Source organism: Corticimicrobacter populi (assembly GCF_003123725.1).
In the GTDB taxonomy this organism is placed as follows: domain Bacteria; phylum Pseudomonadota; class Gammaproteobacteria; order Burkholderiales; family Burkholderiaceae_B; genus Corticimicrobacter; species Corticimicrobacter populi.
This window is the reverse complement of record NZ_QETA01000001.1, coordinates 273024-291778: the sequence shown is the minus strand read 5'-3', so window position 1 is coordinate 291778 and position 18755 is coordinate 273024. Positions and strand designations below refer to the sequence as shown.

Below are 18755 nucleotides of genomic sequence, written 5' to 3'. Positions count from 1 at the left end.
TCAGGCCCTGATGCCTGAAAGACGCAATCATTTTGCGTATTACACTGCCAGTTCCACCCGGTCGCGTCCACCGCGCTTGGCGAGATAAAGTGCCTGATCTGCCCGCGACAACAGCGTCGACAGATCAGTGTGATACGCCGCATGCCAATGCACCACACCTATGCTGACCGTAAATACGACCGAGTCCCCCGCGTCGGACTCGACTTCGATGCGCTTGATGGCACTGCGCAGGCGCTCGGCCACCGCCAAGGCATCCTGCCGCCCCGTTTCAGGCAAAAAGGCCGCAAATTCCTCGCCCCCAAGCCGCCCGAAAAGATCGGGATCACGCAGCATCTGTTGCACAGTCGCGGACAACTGGGCCAATACCTTGTCTCCGGTCGCATGACCATAGGTATCGTTGATCCGCTTGAAATGATCGATATCCAGCATCAACACACTGGCTTGCAGCCCTCGGCGCTTGAGCCTGTCCAGCACCGCCACACTGCGTTCCATGAATACCCGTCGCGACAACGCATCGGTCAGCGCATCGTAGCTGACCGCATGGTCCAGAGACTTGAGCAGACGGTCGCGGGCGGCATTGACACACGAGACCGTCAGCGGAGCCAGCGCGATCAACAGCACACCCATGCGCAACGACATCATGGCGTGCACATATTCCTCCACGAACAGCAAACCGGCCAGTGATGCAGACATGAACAGCAACAAGACAGCACAGGTCACAGCCGTGACGGCTGCCGTCTGAAACAGTCGATACTCGAGAGCACACCACAGCAAGGCCAGCACTGGATAGGCAATCGCGCCAGGCCCTCCGACCCACCAGGCCAGCACAATGCTGGCCAGCAACGCCAACAGCGGATAAGCCTGCCGGTATCTGAAACGCGTACAGAATATATCGCCCTGCCGTTGTCGACTCGGCTGCTGTACCGCAGCATAGGGAATACTGAGCAGCAACGGCAGAAACATGACGTAGTTCAGCAATTCTCCGCTGAACCACAGCCCCCAGGCATTTGCCAGGTTGTACTCCAGGGTTACAGCCAGCAATCCGCATCCTGCCAGAGCCGAAACGGCTGCAGCGCCCAGACACACGGCAAACAGGCGCAACATGACGGCAGGTTCGGAAAGCTCAGACAACCGTCCCCTGGAGCGATGCAACATAAAATAGCCTGCAGCCACCCCCGACAGGTTGGCGACCGCCAGCCACAAAGCCACAGCGGGCATCCGCCCAAGCAGTACCTCGGCACAGACATACGCCAAGGCGGCGGCCCCCCACCCTGCCAGGGTGTTGTACTTTGGTACACGCACAAACAGTCCCAGCAGCAGCGCATTGGCCGGCCACAGGATGGAAAAACCATCGAACGTCCGGGTCAGGCCACCCAGCAACACCGCCAGCAGCGTCATACCGAATATGGCCAGTACCTGAATGAGACGCGCAGGCTGGCGATGATGGTCAGTCTTGAGCAGTGCGGTACAGAACTGTTGCATGGCGGCTCTCGATTGTTTTTTTTATCAAATCAAGTGTAGCCGCGCCCGTACTCAAGTGGCACATGGCAAAAAACAACTATTGTCAAGAATCTCGTGATCCGGGCTGGCCAGCTCGCAATACCGCATCAGCCTCAAGTATCTGCGTCTCGCTGAATACCCTCAGCCCCGCCTGGATCAGCAAAGCCGCCGTTACCCCTTGGGCGGCCACCATCGTCCCCCCGAAGGTTCCATCATAGATATGGCCGGTACCACAGGAGGGACTGCCCTCCTTGAGCACGGCGACGCGTATACCATATTGGCGCGCCAGCGCCAGGGCTCGAACGGCCCCCTCGACAAAAGGTACAGAGATATCCCGTCCCTGCCGATCCAGCACCCGAGCACGCCCGGCCAGCACGGCATGGCCTTCAGCCCCCGGCTCGATCTCGGCAGGCAGACGCGGCACCGACAGACCACCCGCCAGCTCGGGACAGCACGCCACGACGCGCCCCTCGGCACGCCAGCGCTGCAATATCGTGCTCTCCAGACGCTTGTGCGCACCATCGTAGCGTACAGGCTCTCCCATCAGGCAGGCACTGACCAGCACCCGCTGCGATGACGTGCTGGCCAGTGCCAGTGCCGCTGTCGTTGTATCGGAATCGTGACTCATATCAGGCAGGAATGATCCGCATGGAGCCGGATATTGTCAATTCACGCAAAAATACTGTATAAATAAACAGCAAATAGATTGCCAACCATGAGATTGCCAACCATGACCTACACCATCACCCTCCAGGATGCCCCTCGCGACATGGGCGAACGTGCCCGGCTGGAAGCCGAAGCCCGCTTTCGCAAAACCCTGGAACGCACCCTGGGTGGCGAAGAGGCCGTCGCACCGGCCTATCGCGCCTGGCAGCAGGCCGAAGAATCGTCGGAATCGGAACTCTCCGACACCGAGATCACACTGGCACGCCAATGGCTGACCGCCGCCGGCCGTGCCCGCAACGAGGGCCTGCATGCGCTCGGCGAAGGCGAGGCATATTTCGAGGTGCGACTGGCACGCTGACAGCCCTCGCATCGTTCATTGCCCCGGCACCGCCACACTGAGTGGGGCCATCAACAGCGGATAGGGATTGATGGCTCCACCCGTTTCATAGATGCCATAGTGCAGATGGGGCGGCGTACCGCGCGCATTGCCGGTATCGCCCACATAGCCCACTACATCCCCTGCCGCCAGCAATTGGCCGGTAGAGATATCGGCATAGTCATCCAGATGCGCATAATAATGGCGCTGCCCACCCGGCCCCAGCACCCAGACCACCTGCCCGCCCAGGTTGTTGGTACCGATACGCACCACAACGCCTTCAGTGGCTGACCGCACCGGCGTACCACGCCGGGCAAAAATATCGATCCCTTCGTGCCGGCGACCGCTGGAACGGGCTGCTCCCCAGGTATCGGCCAGTTGACGCGGCACCACACCCTGCACGGGCACCGGCAAAGCCACGGGCGCATCCTGCAGCAGCATCCGCACCATATGCCAGGGGGCACGCGCCGCATCGGGCAGTCTCGGCCAGCCCCAGACAGCCAGTCCGGCCAGCAAGACCAGCACCAGCAGCCACCGCAAAAGCCGTCTTGTGCCTGACACCCCGGTCGACACCGTCATGCATTCTCCTCGCTCACAGCGTACCCCCGCTGCGCCAGCATTTCTTCCAGCGCACGACGGCCTGGTCGAGCGCCCTCGCCGACCCCACCCCATCCGTCAGCAGGAAGGCATTGATGAAGGCCACCGATCCGGTGCGATGAAAACGGATGCCATGATCTGCCAGAACCTGCATCCGTGCCCAGGCCCGCTGATCCCGCCTCGGCGGTGGCGTGAACAGATATCCCATATCGCAAGCCGGTGCCTTGCAAGTCGGGCAAATCGCCATCCGCGCCTCATCTGCTGCTGGCCGCCAGCGGACGAACGCCGTGCGACAGGCAAAGCAGGCCCAGCGGCTGCGGTAATCACGCGTATCTGCCTGTGCCACCACCGTTTGCAGCTCTTCACTCCATACTTTGCGCATCCTTGCTCTCTCCATCCGACCGATTCGCCCGACCAGGCCCGTATCGCTCAGGCCGTACTGTCCCAATAGAAATGCAGCCAGCCATCGCGATATTCTGCCAGCAGGGAAATAATCAGGTCACGATCGATTTCCTGCATCAGCAAAGCCCCGACAAAACCTGCCAGCGGCGGCAGAAACAGAGGATCCCGCAGGTCGCTGGCGCTGGCCTGCAGGCGCGTATTGAATTCGTCTTCACCTATGGGCCGGAATGCAGCACTGCGCAGATAACAGGTGAACACACTTGCACGGGTCGCTCCGCACCCCAAGCCTTCTGCCCCCACGACCTGCCCCTCTCCCGCCTGCCACTCCGCGGCCAGCCACATTGCCAGTCCATCATGCGCTGAAGATTTGCGCAACCAGCTCACACGGATGGTTTCCTCTGAACTGGCATGGCTGAATGCATCCGGTAGATACACCCGCGTCTCAAGCACACAAGCCGTGCGGCGGACCATGGCTTCGAGATCGCCAGCCTCAATCACCCGTTCAAGATCGGCTCGGGTAAACAAGTGGACGGGCTCAGGCAATGCCATATCGATTCCTCAGAGCGTCCGCCAGATAATGGCCGTAACCTGCAACGATAACCTGCTCGGCCGTCGGCATATAGCGATGTACTACATGCGGCTTGAGAAAATAGAGATCCCCGAACGGTGTGTCACAGCACACGCAAATCAGGCGTTTGTTCGACATGGCAGCCTCGATCCGATCAAGGTCATCCAGATCGACATACAGCGTATCGCACTCATGGCAATGCACCCAGATATGGCCGCAATGCGCGCAACGCAAAAACACCAGATCCTCGTCGCCACAGCAGCGAAAATGGGACGGATCAACCGGCTGATCTTCCGGAAACAGTACGCAATTGTTTGGCAGGCCACGCATTTGGACAAGGCAACTCAGAAAGTGATCGATGCAATAATGGTAGCCACAACCCTCATCGATATATACGGAAGAAGCATCGTGTCCATCGCATTCGAAGCCATGATTTTTGCACGACACGCGCACAGGAATCAGGTACGAAAATACTCCGGCACCCCTTATGCAGACCATCTGGCAGAAGTCGCCGGTATTGTAGCCACAGTCGCCCACGAGGCCCATGACGGTGCCACCGCAGACGCGATGATCGCATCGGCATGGCTGCACGACTGCGTGGAAGACCAGGATGTCACGCTAGCGGACATCGAGAGCCGCTTCGGCGCGACCGTCGCCCTGGGCGTGGCGGGTCTGTCCGACCTGGAGCAGGGCAACCGTGCCACGCGCAAGCGCCTGTCATGCGAGCGGCTGGCCGCCTGCCCCGGCTGGATACAAACCATCAAATGCGCCGACCTGATCAGCAATACCAGCAGCATCGTCAGGCACGATCCGCACTTCTCGATTGTCTACCTGCGTGAAAAGCGTGATCTGCTGAATGCGATGACGAAGGCGGATCGGCGGTTGTGGGCGTTGGCTTGGGAGGAGCCAGTGGTGGGATGATCGATTGTGGGTGACGGTTTTCGACCCATCGCAGCCTTTGGAGCCGGCCTAGCCCATGGCTGCCTTGCAGTGAACGCAGTCGGTCGCCAATCGCTTAAGGCTCATTGGAATTTCCCCCAATGAACTTCGACATCACTGGCGGTGCGCAACATGGCAGCGTGCTTTATTTCAGGGCCGTGTTGGCCTTGGCGTTCAGCTTGGTCTTGAATAGCCAGTCGCGGTAGTCGTTGAGGTCGCCGTCGAAGGGTTCGACCTGGCCGTCGGCTACGATGATGAACTGGTCGGTGGTGGCACGCAGTAAGTGGCGATCGTGCGATACCAGCATCAGAGTGCCTTCGAATTGCGCCAGGGCCATGGTAAGCGCTTCGCGGGTTTCCAGGTCCAGGTGATTGGTCGGCTCGTCCAGCAACAGCAGGTTGGGTCGTTGCCAGACGATAAGCGCCAAGGCCAGGCGGGCTTTCTCGCCGCCCGAGAAGGGCGCGATGCTGCTTGTTGCCATCGCCCCGGCGAAGTTGAAGCTGCCCAAGAAGTTACGCAGTTCCTGTTCGCGGGTGCCGGGAGCCTGCTTGATCATGTGCCACAAGGGCGATTCATCGTGGCGTAGCATCTCGACTTGATGCTGGGCGAAATAACCGATCGACAGGCCCTTGCCGAAAATCGCCTCGCCGCCCAGCGCCTGCAATTCCCCGGCGATGGTCTTGATGAAGGTGGACTTGCCCGCTCCGTTCACGCCGAGCAGTCCAATGCGCTGGCCGCCCTGCAGCGAAAAATTGATGTCCTTGATGACAATCTTGTTGGCACCGCCGTCGTCTGTGGCGGGGTAACCGGCCTGGACGGCGTCCATGAGCAGCAGCGGATCGGGTGCGCGGTCCGGCTCCCGGAATTCGAAGGAGAACTCTGCAGCGGCGCGCAAGGGTGCCAACTCTTCCATCTTCGCCAGTGCCTTGATCCGGCTTTGCGCCTGGCGCGCTTTCGAGGCCTGGGCTTTGAAGCGATTGATGAACGATTGCAGATGTGCGCGTTGGCGCATCTGCTTTTCGATGGCACCGGCTGCCAGTTCCAGTTGTGCGGCGCGCTGGCGTTCGAAGGCGGAATAGTTGCCCGCATAGCGCTTTAGTTTGCGCTCATCGACATGAACCACCACGTTGACCACCTCGTCGAGGAAGTCGCGGTCATGCGAAATCACCAGCAAGGTGCCGGGATAGCGCTTCAACCAGTCTTCCAGCCACAGGATGGCATCCAGATCCAAGTGGTTGGTAGGTTCGTCCAGCAACAGCAGTTCGGACGGGCACATTAGCGCTTGCGCCAGGTTCAGCCTCATCCGCCAGCCACCTGAAAAGCTGGTCAGGGGCTGGTCCATCTGAGCCATCGAGAAGCCCAGGCCGGTCAGCAACTGTTCCGCCCGCGAGCGGACGGTGTAGGCGTCGGCATCTGCCAGGGCTGCATACAGCTCGCCGATCAGCAGGCCGTTTTCGGGTGTGTCGGCAGCGGTTTCCACCTCGGTCAGCCGGGCCTCAAGGCGGCGCAGTTCTACATCGCCGTCGATTGCGTAGTCAATGGCCGAGCGATCCAGCGCCGGTGTTTCCTGCGCCACGTAGGCCACGCGCCAGTTCGGGGGGTAGCTGAGATCCCCCTGGTCGGTGTGAAGTTCACCGCGAAGCAGGGCGAACAGGCTGGATTTGCCCGCACCGTTGGCGCCGATAAGGCCTATCTTGTCGCTGGGGTTGAGGATGAGATCGACTTTCTCCAGCAAGGGCTTGACGCCTCTTGCCAGCGAGACTTGCTGAAACCGGATCATGCAGGGAAGGACCGCTTGGGAATAGAAGTAAGGCCGAAAACCGGCGGGGAGAGGATAACCGATTCAGGCGATGGCTGCCCGTACGGTATCCTGATAGGGGTGCGTAAGCGGTGGCCCACAACCGAATGACTGGTGGTATCCGGCCCCCCACGCAAACGTGGTCACGTTTTGGTCACAGCAAGACGTGGAAAGAGAAACGCCACCGGGCAGGGTGGCGTTAGTTGCTTGATTCAGCAAGGCTTTTTGGTACCCCCCCCGTGAGTCGAACACGGCACCAACGGATTATGAGTCCGCTGCTCTAACCAAGCATGAGCTAGAGGGGCGAAAAGAGGGCTATTTTACACATTTTGGTGTGCCATTGCCCCCTGATGCCTGCAAAAGGCTTACTGCCCTTCCAGGAAACTCTTGAGCTTGTCGGCGCGGCTCGGATGGCGCAGCTTGCGCAGTGCCTTGGCCTCGATCTGGCGGATGCGCTCGCGGGTCACGTCGAACTGCTTGCCGACTTCTTCCAGCGTCTGGTCGGTGCTCATCTCGATACCGAAGCGCATGCGCAGCACCTTGGCCTCGCGCGGGGTAAGCGAATCGAGTACTTCCTTGACCACGTCGCGCATCGAACCATGCAGCGCGGCTTCGGCCGGGGCCAGCGTAGCCGTATCCTCGATGAAATCGCCCAGGTGCGAATCGTCGTCGTCGCCGATGGGGGTTTCCATCGAAATCGGCTCCTTGGCGATCTTGAGGATCTTGCGGATCTTGTCCTCGGGCATGTCCATCTTCTGTGCCAGGGTAGCGGGATCGGGCTCGGCACCGGTTTCCTGCAGGATCTGGCGATTGATCCGGTTCATCTTGTTGATCGTTTCGATCATGTGCACCGGGATCCGGATGGTGCGGGCCTGGTCGGCGATCGAGCGCGTAATGGCCTGGCGAATCCACCACGTGGCATACGTGGAGAACTTGTAGCCGCGTCGATATTCGAACTTGTCCACCGCCTTCATCAGGCCGATGTTGCCTTCCTGGATCAGGTCGAGGAACTGCAGGCCGCGGTTGGTGTACTTCTTGGCAATCGAGATCACCAGACGCAGGTTGGCCTCGGTCATTTCGCGCTTGGCCTTGCGGGCCTTGGCCTCGCCGGTGGCCATGCGCTTGTTGACGTCCTTGAGTTCCTTGAGCGGCAGCACCACGCGCGTCTGCATGTCGATCAGCTTCTGCTGCAGTTCCTGCACATCAGGCAACTGGCGCTCCAGCGTGCCCGAGTAGGCATGGCCTGCCGCGATCTCGTCGAGTGCCCATTGAAGGTTGGTTTCGTTGCCGGGGAAGACCTTGATGAAATGGCTGCGCGGCATGCCGGCACGATCCACACAAGCCTTGAGCACGGCACGTTCAAGCTCGCGTACTTCATCGACCTGGGCACGCAGCGTGTCAGCCAGGCGCTCCACCATCTTGGCGGTCAGGCGCACGCCCATCATTTCCTGCAGGATGGCTTCCTGTGCCTGTGCGTAGGTCTGCGACTTGTAGCCGTCGTTTTCATAGGCCTGGCGCATCTTGTCGAACCACTGGGCGATCTGGTCGAATTTGGCCAGGCCCATCACGCGCAGCTCTTCAAGCTGCTTGCTGCTCATGCCACCGGCCGGGCCATCTTCGTCGGCACCACCGCGCGCGCCCGAACCGGCATATTCGGTGCCGTCGTCGGTATCGATCAGGCCATCGACGATCTCGTCGATCTGCATGTCGCCAGCCTTGACCTTCTCGATGTGCTCGAGGATCGCGTTGATAGTGGTCGGACACGCCGAGATCGCCATCACCATGTGCTTGAGGCCATCTTCAATGCGCTTGGCGATTTCGATTTCGCCTTCGCGGGTCAGCAGTTCGACCGAACCCATTTCACGCATGTACATACGCACCGGGTCGGTAGTACGACCGAAGTCCGAATCCACCGTGGTCAGGGCCGCATCGGCCTCGTCTTCGACATCGTCGTCGCTGGACGCAACCGGTGCGTTCTCGCTCATCAGCAGGGTTTCGGCATCGGGGGCCTGGTCATAGACCGCAATCCCCATGTCGCTGAACGTGCTGATGATACCGTCGATGGCCTCGGCGTCGACCAGATCGTCGGGCAGGTGATCGTTGATCTCGCCATAGGTGAGATAGCCACGATCCTTGCCCAGCTTGATCAGTTGCTTGAGACGGTTGCGACGGGCTTCATATTCTTCTGGCGTCACAGGACCACGTGCAATCAGATCCTTGGCATCTCCCTTACCCCGCTTGCCTCGCTTGGGCGGCTTCAGATCGGGCAGGATTTCATCCGACTCATTGTCGCCGTCATCGAAATCGACATCGTTATTGTGACGTGCAGGGCGACCAGGCTTGCGGCCCGACGGCACAGCCTTGGACGACTTGCGAGCCTTGGGCTTGACTTCATCATCGGTATCCACCGCTGACTCGTCCTGCGGCTTGGCTGCCTTGGCCACCTTGCGCACGATCTTGGGCGCTGCCGCTTCGGGCGCTGCCGCATCTGCCGACTTGCGCACCACACGCCGGACCTTGGATACGGCAGACGTGGCTGCCGCGACCTCGGCCTCGGCCGGCTTGGCAGCGGCGTCGGTCTTCGGGGTAGAGACTTTTTTCTTGATCGTGATTTTTGTCATATATATGCCTACAGCCCTGAAAGGGCTGCTACGGGAGAAGAAAGGGGGATGCTTTGGGGGTGTGTGACGTAATTAGACCAATGAATAAAACTGGAAGTTCCCCAAACACATGAAACAAAATGAAACTACAAATTAGAGCCGTGTCAACAGCAACAGCCGCATGGAAAGATCCTTGTACTGCTGGCGCGATGCCTCATCAGGCAACCCCGCCTGCGCCAGTGCCGCCTGCTGCACACGGATCGAATCAATCTCCGCGCGACGCAGCGCGTCATCCCATTCGGCCTGTGGATTGGGCAATTCTTCCTGGACCAGCGCCTCGGCTTCCATCCCGCGCAGCATGGCCTCCAGATCCGAACCGGGAGCAACTGCATGCTTGAGCGCACCGACGTGCTGGGCCCCGGAAGACTTGGCCAATGCAATCAATTCGACCACCAGGTCGAATCTGGGGATTTGTGCCAGCATTTCAATCTGCTGCTCGCCCATGCCCTCGACCAGCCCGGGATGCACCATCAGCAATCGCAACAGGCGCTTGGCCAGCGAAGGCACGACCTTGGGTTCATTGCGCACCGGCCCCTGGTCATCGTCGCGCCAGCCCTTTTTGCCACCCTTGCCCTTCCAGTCACCCTTCTTGCCTTTCCAGTCGCCTTTGCCCTGCCAAGCCCCCTTGCCGCCACCAGCCTTCCAGCCCGTGGACTGCGCCTGCTGCTGTCTGGCCTGCGACGGCATGCCTGCCGACTGCATACTATCGAATCCCCCCCCCTGATCGGGCGCATCAAACTCTGGATACCAGACCTGCCCGCCCTCGTCCTGCTCGTAGGGCACCAGATGATCGTCGGGCATCCAATGCCCCATGCCATCGGGATCATGCACAGCAGATGACTCATGCGGAGCACTGCCCACAGCGCCAGCCATACCGGCAGCGCGCCCGCCAGCAGGCGATACCACAGTAGTCGATACCCCCATGACGGCTGCCAGCTCTTCCGGCGTAAATTTGACGCGCTCGGCCAGGTCACGCTGCAACTGCATCTTCAGCACGCCTTCGGGCATCATGGCAAACAGAGGACGAGCTTCGTGCACGCAGGCCGAGCGCCCTTCTGCTTCGCGCAAGTCATGCCGGGAGGACAACTCGTCGAGCAAAAAGCGCGACAGCGCCACCGCCTCTCCCAGGCAGGCACGAAAAGCCTCCAGGCCCAGATCGCGAATATAGGAATCCGGGTCGTGCTCGGCAGGCAAAAAAAGGAAGCGGATCGAGACATCATCTCGCAACAGCGGCAGGCATGCCTGCAGGGCGCGCCAGGCTGCCTTGCGGCCGGCTCGATCGCCATCAAAGCTGAACACAATGCGCTCGCTGGCCCGCATCAGTTTCTGCACATGATGCTCGGTCGTGGCCGTACCCAATGTCGCCACGGCATTCTCGAGGCCATGCTGAGCCAGGCCGACCACATCCATGTAGCCCTCGACCACGATCACCTGACCTTCCTTGCGGATACCCTGTCGGGCTTCCCAGAGGCCGTACAGCTCGTGCCCCTTGGAAAACAACGGAGTCTCGGGCGAATTGAGGTACTTAGGCTCACCAGGCCGGATCAGGCGTCCGCCAAAGCCGATCAACACCCCCCGCCCGTTGCGGATCGGGAACATGATGCGCTCACGGAAGCGATCATAGCGCCGACCATCCTCCGACTCGATCACCAAGCCGGTTTCGACCAGCGAAGCCGCCTGGTAATCGGCAAATACACGCATCAGGCCCTGCCGCTCTTCTCCGGACCAGCCCAGCCCGAAACGCTGGGCGATCTGCCCGGTCAGGCCACGCTTCTTGAGATAGGCAATGGCATCGGGAGAGGCTCGGAGCGATTTGAGATAGAACTGCTGGGCACTTTCGAGCGCCTGCTCGTGCAACGAGCGTTCGGCACGGCGCTCACGATCTGCCGCCATCTGGCGAGGGCTGCGCGGCTCTTCGGGCACGCGCATGCCTACCGTAGCCGACAGATTGCGCACCGCTTCGGGAAAGCTGGCTCCGGTATGCTCGATCAGAAAGCCGATGGCCGTGCCATGCGCGCCGCAACCAAAGCAGTGATAGAACTGTTTGGATGGACTGACCGTGAACGAGGGGCTTTTTTCGTTATGGAAAGGGCAGAGGCCAAGCAGGTTGACCCCAGCCTTTCTGAGCTGGACATACTTGCCAACCACATCAACGATATCGACGCGGGCAAGTAGATCTTGTACGTATGAATCGGGGATCAATGCGGGCACCATCCCCAGGCCATAAACAAGGGCACCCTAAGGTGCCCGAGGTGGCCTGAAAAGAAAATCAGTACAGGCGCGGGGGCAGTTGCTGGCTGCGGATGCGCTTGTAGTGGCGCTTGACAGCGGCAGCGTGCTTGCGCTTGCGCTCGGCCGTGGGCTTCTCGTAGAACTCGCGTGCGCGCAGCTCGGTCAGCAGGCCGGTTTTTTCGATAGTGCGCTTGAAGCGACGCAGGGCGGCTTCAAACGGCTCGTTTTCTTTCAGGCGAACGATAGGCATGGATGGTCTTGTGATCTTTGATTGACTAAATATAGCTTGGAATCAACTGTGCATTCTAGCACGGTCGTAGCATAAAGCACAATGCGCGCCGACCATACGGCGCGCCTGCATCATGCTGCCTCGAATCCGCCCTTGCGCAGCCAGGGGCTGAGCTGGTGCGGGCGCAGGCCATCATATACCTCGAAAGGCTGATGGATCCAGGGATTTGTCGGCAGTTTGTCGACAAAATAGTCGGGGATGGCCTTGGAGTGGCCTTTCCACCACAGTACGGCGCTCTTCAACTCGGTGATGGCAGGAAACTGCTCGCGCAGGTGTTCGCGTACCTTGTTGAAGGTGTGGCCCGTATCGACCATGTCATCGACCAGCAACACACGACCATCGAGCGTACCGTCGGTGATCGTAATGTAGCGGGCGATATCAAGGCGGCCCTGCTGCGTGCCGGCGGCCTCACGATAGCTGCTGGTAGCCAGGATACCCAGTGGCACATCGAAAATGCGCGACATCACATCGCCCACGCGCACACCGCCGCGCGCCAGACAAATGATCTTGTCGAACGCCCAGCCCGATTCATAAACCTGCAGTGCCAGTCGCTCGATCAGACGGTTGTAGTCTTCCCAGCTGACCCAGACGTCGGTATCGGTGCTTTTCGGATTTTGAGTCATGATTCAATTCAACCCTTGAACGGATGGCGCAACACAATGGTTTCGAGCCGGTCCGGGCCCGTCGACACCAGGTCGATGGGTACGCCGCAAACCTCGGCAATCCGCTCCAGATAGCGCCGCGCGTTGACCGGCAGTTTATCGTATTCGGTGATGCCGACGGTGGATTCCGACCAACCCGGCAGCTCTTCGAGCACCGGCTCGGCGCGAGCCACAGCAGCCGCGCCATAGGGCAGCACGTCGCGGAACTCGCCATCCAGACGATAGCCGACACCAAACTGGATAGTTTCCAAACCGTCGAGCACATCCAGCTTGGTCAGGCACAGGCCGGAAATACCATTGAGCTGTACCGAGCGACGCAACGCCGCCGCATCGAACCAGCCGCAGCGACGCGGACGACCGGTCACCGAGCCAAACTCCTTGCCGACATCGGCCAGCCGCGCACCGACGTCATCATTCAATTCCGTCGGGAACGGACCCGAGCCCACGCGGGTAGCGTATGCCTTGGTGATGCCCAGCACGTAGTTGAGCGCATTGGGGCCGACACCGGCACCTGCAGATGCAGCACCTGCCACGCAGTTGCTGCTGGTCACATAGGGATAGGTACCATGGTCGATATCGAGCAGCGCACCCTGGGCACCTTCGAACAGCAGATTCTGGTCAGCCTGCTGTGCTGCATACAGCGCACGCGAGACATCGCCCACCATCGGCTTGATTACGGCAGCCAGCGCCTGGGCCTGGTCAAATACCTGTTGCGCATCGACTGCTTCGGCACCCAGGTACTGAGTCAGTACAAAGTTGTGATAGTCGAGCGCCTCATCGAGCTTGGCCCGGAAGGCTTCGACATCGTACAGATCCTGCACGCGAATGGCACGGCGGGCCACCTTGTCTTCATAGGCCGGGCCGATGCCGCGACCGGTCGTGCCGATCTTGCCCTCGCCCTTGCGACGCTCGCGCGCCTGATCGACGGCCACGTGGTACGTCAGGATCAACGGGCAGGCCTCGGAGATCAGCAGGCGCGAACGCACGTCCAGGCCAGCCGCTTCCAGCTCTTCGATTTCCTTGAGCAGCGCTTCGGGCGACAGCACCACGCCGTTGCCGATATAGCAGGTGACATCGGGATGCATGATGCCCGACGGAATCAGGCGCAGGATGGTTTTCTTGCCGCCGATCCACAGCGTATGGCCGGCATTGTGGCCGCCCTGAAAACGCACCACACCGCGCACGGACTCCGCCAGCCAGTCGACGATCTTGCCCTTGCCTTCGTCACCCCACTGGGTGCCAATCACAACAACGTTTTTGCTCATATCCGATCACATGAAAAAGTTTCGGCCACAAGCTGCGGCCACCCGCACGAGACGGGAAGTTCAAGATAAAAACTGCACGCCTTACAGCTGACGCAGCACCCACGCGCCATCCTGCCGCACCAGCTCACGATCGAAGAAAAACTCTTCCTGGTCGTGAACATGGCCCGGCAGCAACTGGATCACGATCTCGCCCTGCCGACGCAACTCCTGCATCCGCAGCGCAAGCGCCGGATCCTCGCTCCAGGGAGCTGAGATGGCACCACTGCGCCGGGCCGGGGGCAAGCCTGCCGCCACCTTGCGCAGATCGAAACTGAAACCGGTCGCAGGACGCGCCCGACCAAAGGCCGCACCGATATTGTCGTAGCGGCCACCCCGTACCAGGGCATCATGCCAGCCCTCGGCATACAGCGAGAACATGACACCCGAGTAATAGCCATAGCCACCGACATCGGCCAAGTCCAGGCTGATATCGATATCCGGCAAGGCCTGTACCAGCGCCTGAAGATCATCCAGCGCACGCGCGATGCCAAGCAACGGCGGCAACGTCTGGCGTGCCTCTGCCAGCACATCGGCAGGCGTGCCATACAGCATCGCCAGCGTGCGCAGCGCCGCCAGGGTTTCGTTGCGCGGCGCATCGCCCTGCCCGGCCAGGGCCAGCAGTGCGGGAACGTTCTTTTCGCTCAGCAGCCGATGGATCTCGTCTGCCTGGGCAGCCGCTCCCGGATCGGTCGCCAGGATGGCCCCGACCACGCCAGGATGACTGAGGTCAAGCCGCATGGTGCCGACATTGGCCAGTCGCATGCTTTCCATGACCAGTCGCAGGATTTCCAGATCTGCTTCCAGGCCGGCATGACCGTAGATTTCGGCCCCCAGCTGCAACAGTTCGCGGCGATCCAGCAAGCCGACGGGACGCGCATGGAAGACACTGCCGCAATAACAGAAGCGCCCCACCCCACTGCGATTGAGCAAGTGCGCATCTATGCGCGCCACCTGCGGGGTCATGTCAGCGCGCACGCCCAGCGTACGACCAGACGCCTGGTCCACCAGCTTGCAGGTGCGCAGGTTGAGATCGGTGCCCGCGCCAGACAGCAGGGAGTCGATGTACTCGACCAGCGGTGGCGCGACCAGCTCGTAGCCGTAGGTGCGGTAAAGATCCAGCATGACACGCCGGAGTTCTTCGATCCGCCTGGCCTCGGCAGGCAAAATATCCGCCAGTTGTTCTGGCAGCAGCCAATTACCCTTCATGACTTCGCAATACGTTGGTGAACGGCCCTGCCCGGCATTTGCTGCTCACCGGGTACGGACAAATAAAAAGCGGCTCGGGGACGTAAGCCCGGCGAGCCGCCTGCGAAATAGATATCAAGATATATCTAGCTTACGCGGTATTGTACATGTTCTGACAAAACGCGAAAGCCCGCTGCGGACAGCGGGCCGAAATCGGGCCCGTACTGTCCTCCTCATGCCACATCACTGCTGCTGGGGAGCCCCCTCGGCAGACTTGAGGAAACGGAAAAAGTCGGAACTGGGATCAACCACCAGCACATCGGATTCATCCTTGAAGGCTTGCTTGTAGGCGTCCAGGCTCTTGTAGAAACGGTAGAACTCGGGATCCTTCTCGAAAGCCTCGGCATAGATACCTGCAGCCTCGGCATCGCCCTCACCGTGGACTGCCTGTGCCTTGGCATAGGCATCGGCCAGGATCTCGTCGCGCTGGCGATCCGCATTGGCGCGAATGCGCTCGCTTTCTGCCGCGCCAACCGAACGCAGGTTATTGGCCGCCTGGGTACGCTCCGCCATCATGCGGTTGTAGACCGACTCGGAAATTTCGGGCGCGAACTCGATTCGCTTGAGGCGAACGTCGACCACTTCGACACCCAGCGGTGCAGCGCGTCGCGCTACGTTACTGAGCACTTCGCTCATGATCTTGTCGCGTTCCTTGGAAACGACATCATTGACGGTACGCACGTTGACCGACGCATTGAGCGCATCACGGATCTGTGCCAGCAGACGCTCCTGGGCGGCACGCTCGGTGGCACCAAAAGTCACGTAGTACAGACGCGGATCAGCGATTCGCCACTTGATATAGGAATCGATCAACAGGTTTTTCTTTTCGGAAGTCTGGATGCGCTCGGCATCCGGGCTCTCGATGCTGAGCACCCGCTTGTCCAGCAGAACCACGTTCTGGAATGGAGGCGGCAACTTGAAGTACAGGCCGGGCTTGTCGATGACGCGACGCACTTCACCCAGCGCGAACACCAGAGCGTAGTCGCGCTCGCGCACGATGAAGGTCATGGAAGAAAAGGCCGCCACAGCGATCAGGAGGCCGACGACGATAGGCACAAGACGATGCATGATCAGGCTCCAATCAACGGGAAAAACGGTCGCGCGTCAGGCCGCCGACATCGCCGAAACCGCTGGGAGCGGGGCGCGACGGGACGCTGGCGGGTTGCGGGGCAGCCTGCGCTGCCGCTGCGGCCGGAGCCGCACCTGCCTGACCGGAACTGCCTGCGACAGCATCCTGCCCGGCATCCGTGTTGGATCTGCTGGCCTGCTGGATGATCTTGTCCAGCGGCAGATAGATCATGTTGTTGCCATCCTTGGTATCGACCATGACCTTGCTGACGCGACCGAAGATGTCTTCCATGGTCTCGAGGTACATGCGGTCACGCAGCACCTGCGGCGACTTCTGGTACTCGGCCACGATGCTGTTGAAACGTGCGGCATCACCGCGGGCATCACCCACAACACGGGCACGATAACCCTCGGCCTGCTCCAGCAGACGCGAAGCCTGACCAGATGCCAGCGGCACGACCTTGTTGGCATAGGCCTGACCTTCGTTGATCTGGCGCTCGCGATCCTGACCTGCCTTGACGGCATCATCGAATGCAGCCTGCACGGCTTCGGGCGGCTGCACGTTCTGGATGGCCACGGTACTGACTTCGATCCCAGTCTTGTAGCGGTCGAGAATGCTCTGCATCAGCGCCTGCACTTCGCCGGCCACTTCGGTACGGCCTTCATACAGGACAAAGTCCATGTGTTTCTTGCCGACCACTTCACGCATGGCCGTCTCGGACGCCTGACGCACCGACTCATCGGGGTTGCTGGTCTTGAACAGGTAATCGGGTGCACCATCGGCACGCAGACGATACTGAACCACGAACTGCATGTCGACGATGTTCTCGTCGTCGGTCAGCATCATGGCCTCAGGCAGCACCTTGTTGCGTGAGCTGCCACGAAAGCCGACTTCAAACGTACGCAACTGGGAAATATTGACCAGTTCTTCCTGCTGGATCGGGTACGGCATACGCCACTGGAAGCCCGGCCCCACGGTCTTTTCGTACTGGCCGAACTGGGTGACGACGGCTACCTGACCTTCCTGGACGATATAGAAGCCACTGGCCAGCCACAGGCCCAACGCACCCACCACGACCACGCCCGCACCGATGCGGGTGGCACGAGGCGAAGGCATCTGCGGACCGTTACCGCCGTTGCCCCCGAATCCACCGCCGCCGCTGCGCTTCTTGCGTCCGAACAGCGAGCCGAGCTTGTCGTTGAAATCTCGCCAGACCTCGTCGAGGTCCGGTGGTTCATTATCACGCTGCGGCTTGCGAGGAGGCTCCGAACCCGGCTTGGATCCGTTGTTTTGGCTCCCCCGGCCCCAGCCCGGGTCATTCAGATTGAAGAGTTTGGTGATTGGACGCATTGTTTCCGATAGGTTGAGCCGCCTCGGCGATGGCGCTGCGCAGCAGGTCGAGTCCCGAGCGCTCTGCGGCGCTGACGAATACCCGCGCAATCGTACCATGCTCGTGACGTTCTATCCGGGGCGAAATACCGGCCCGGTCGATTTTGTTATATACAAGGATGCGAGGGGTATCGGCCGCACCGATTTCCGCCAGCACTTTGTCTACTTCCATGATCTGTTCATCGCGCTGCGGATTGGCTGCATCGATGACGTGCAGCAGCAGATCAGCCTGCACCGTCTCTTCGAGAGTAGCACGGAACGCCGCGATCAGCGCATGCGGCAAATCACGGATGAAGCCCACCGTATCCGACACGACAACCGACCCAGCCCCCTCGATCCAGATACGACGCGTCGTGGTATCCAGAGTGGCGAAGAGCTGGTCGGCCGCATAGGCACCAGCCCGGGTCAGTGCATTGAACAGCGTGGACTTGCCGGCATTGGTGTAGCCAACCAGCGATACCGACAGCACACCACCGCGTGCACGGGCACGACGCTGCGTGCTGCGCTGGCGAGCCAGCCGGGCCAGCCGCTCCTTGAGCGCCCGCACCTTGTCACCGATGATGCGTCGATCCATTTCGAGCTGCGATTCGCCCGGCCCACGCATGCCGATCCCGCCACGCTGGCGCTCAAGGTGAGTCCAGAGACGAGTCAGTCTGGTCGACAGGTGCTGCAATTGCGCCAGCTCGACTTGCAGCTTGCCCTCATGACTTTGGGCGCGCAGCGCAAAAATATCCAGAATCAGGGTTACCCGATCCACGACCCTCAGGTGCAGGACCCGCTCCAGATTGCGCTGCTGCGCCGGCGAAAGGGACTGATCGAAAAGAATCACTTCGGCCCCTTCGGCCTCGGCCATCAGTGCCGCCTCTTCGAGCTTGCCCGAACCGATATAGTGGGCCGCATCGGGACGCGCCCGGCGCACCTTGAGCGTGCCGACGATTTCGGCACCCGCCCCCCTGGCCAGCATATCGAATTCGGCAGCATGGGCCTCGTAGTCGGGCTGCCCCATATCTACGCTAATGATCAGCGCTTTCACGTGTAGTTCCTGCCGATGGGCAATAG

At 60.6% G+C, this 18755-nt stretch carries 17 protein-coding genes and 1 tRNA gene; 2 read left to right on the top strand and 16 right to left on the bottom strand.

Features of this window, described 5'->3' with window-relative positions:
- Nucleotides 1–39 precede the first annotated feature (39 nt).
- Together DD235_RS01330 and DD235_RS01325 are read right to left on the bottom strand one after the other, a co-directional pair.
- Complete coding sequence (locus DD235_RS01330) at nt 40–1482, bottom strand: GGDEF domain-containing protein (RefSeq protein WP_109060256.1); 1443 nt, start codon at nt 1480–1482, stop codon at nt 40–42.
- An 82-nt stretch (nt 1483–1564) separates the two neighbouring features.
- On the bottom strand, nt 1565–2128 hold the full coding sequence (locus DD235_RS01325) for a 2-thiouracil desulfurase family protein (protein WP_109060255.1): 564 nt from the start codon (nt 2126–2128) through the stop codon (nt 1565–1567).
- A 102-nt stretch (nt 2129–2230) separates the two neighbouring features.
- On the opposite strand from DD235_RS01325, the gene DD235_RS01320 reads away from it, so the two are divergent.
- Complete coding sequence (locus DD235_RS01320) at nt 2231–2524, top strand: hypothetical protein (protein ID WP_109060254.1); 294 nt, start codon at nt 2231–2233, stop codon at nt 2522–2524.
- A 15-nt stretch (nt 2525–2539) separates the two neighbouring features.
- Here the strand turns inward: DD235_RS01320 and DD235_RS01315 are convergent, their stop codons facing one another.
- Genes DD235_RS01315 through DD235_RS01305 form a run of 3 tightly spaced genes read right to left on the bottom strand, consistent with a single transcriptional unit; the run spans nt 2540 to nt 4090 of the window.
- The gene (locus DD235_RS01315; protein WP_164497329.1) at nt 2540–3121 is read right to left on the bottom strand and encodes a M23 family metallopeptidase; all 582 of its coding nucleotides are present in this window, start codon (nt 3119–3121) and stop codon (nt 2540–2542) included.
- 13 nt (nt 3122–3134) lie between these two features.
- The gene (locus DD235_RS01310; RefSeq protein ID WP_109060253.1) at nt 3135–3521 is read right to left on the bottom strand and encodes a hypothetical protein; all 387 of its coding nucleotides are present in this window, start codon (nt 3519–3521) and stop codon (nt 3135–3137) included.
- Between the two features lie 47 nt (nt 3522–3568).
- Nucleotides 3569–4090, bottom strand: a complete 522-nt coding sequence (locus DD235_RS01305; RefSeq protein ID WP_109060252.1) for a hypothetical protein — start codon at nt 4088–4090, stop codon at nt 3569–3571.
- Nucleotides 4091–4166: 76 nt separating this feature from the next.
- On the opposite strand from DD235_RS01305, the gene DD235_RS16935 reads away from it, so the two are divergent.
- On the top strand, nt 4167–5030 hold the full coding sequence (locus DD235_RS16935) for an HD domain-containing protein (protein WP_239989993.1): 864 nt from the start codon (nt 4167–4169) through the stop codon (nt 5028–5030).
- Nucleotides 5031–5193: 163 nt separating this feature from the next.
- Here DD235_RS16935 and DD235_RS01290 read toward each other — a convergent pair whose 3' ends face one another.
- From DD235_RS01290 to hflX, 11 genes are all read right to left on the bottom strand, one after another.
- Nucleotides 5194–6828, bottom strand: a complete 1635-nt coding sequence (locus tag DD235_RS01290) for an ABC-F family ATP-binding cassette domain-containing protein (RefSeq protein ID WP_109060249.1) — start codon at nt 6826–6828, stop codon at nt 5194–5196.
- A gap of 244 nt (nt 6829–7072) precedes the next feature.
- A tRNA-Ile gene (locus DD235_RS01285) sits at nt 7073–7151 on the bottom strand.
- A 60-nt stretch (nt 7152–7211) separates the two neighbouring features.
- On the bottom strand, nt 7212–9467 hold the full coding sequence (gene rpoD / locus DD235_RS01280) for an RNA polymerase sigma factor RpoD (RefSeq protein ID WP_109060248.1): 2256 nt from the start codon (nt 9465–9467) through the stop codon (nt 7212–7214).
- 132 nt (nt 9468–9599) lie between these two features.
- The gene (gene dnaG / locus DD235_RS01275; RefSeq protein ID WP_109060955.1) at nt 9600–11708 is read right to left on the bottom strand and encodes a DNA primase; all 2109 of its coding nucleotides are present in this window, start codon (nt 11706–11708) and stop codon (nt 9600–9602) included.
- Nucleotides 11709–11775: 67 nt separating this feature from the next.
- Nucleotides 11776–11988, bottom strand: coding sequence for a 30S ribosomal protein S21 (gene rpsU / locus DD235_RS01270; RefSeq protein ID WP_066130597.1), 213 nt, complete (start codon nt 11986–11988; stop codon nt 11776–11778).
- 110 nt (nt 11989–12098) lie between these two features.
- Nucleotides 12099–12650, bottom strand: a complete 552-nt coding sequence (locus DD235_RS01265) for a phosphoribosyltransferase (RefSeq protein ID WP_109060247.1) — start codon at nt 12648–12650, stop codon at nt 12099–12101.
- A gap of 8 nt (nt 12651–12658) precedes the next feature.
- Entirely contained in the window at nt 12659–13954 is a 1296-nt protein-coding gene (locus DD235_RS01260; protein WP_109060246.1) for an adenylosuccinate synthase, read from the bottom strand.
- A gap of 81 nt (nt 13955–14035) precedes the next feature.
- On the bottom strand, nt 14036–15199 hold the full coding sequence (locus tag DD235_RS01255) for an ATP phosphoribosyltransferase regulatory subunit (RefSeq protein WP_109060245.1): 1164 nt from the start codon (nt 15197–15199) through the stop codon (nt 14036–14038).
- Between the two features lie 222 nt (nt 15200–15421).
- Nucleotides 15422–16306: a protease modulator HflC gene (gene hflC, locus DD235_RS01250; RefSeq protein WP_109060244.1), complete on the bottom strand. Its 885-nt coding sequence runs from the start codon at nt 16304–16306 to the stop codon at nt 15422–15424.
- 13 nt (nt 16307–16319) lie between these two features.
- Complete coding sequence (hflK, locus tag DD235_RS01245) at nt 16320–17657, bottom strand: FtsH protease activity modulator HflK (RefSeq protein ID WP_109060243.1); 1338 nt, start codon at nt 17655–17657, stop codon at nt 16320–16322.
- Entirely contained in the window at nt 17623–18729 is a 1107-nt protein-coding gene (gene hflX / locus DD235_RS01240) for a GTPase HflX (RefSeq protein WP_109060242.1), read from the bottom strand. The genes hflK and hflX overlap by 35 nt, the downstream gene beginning before the upstream one ends.
- Between the last annotated feature and the right edge of the window lie 26 nt (nt 18730–18755).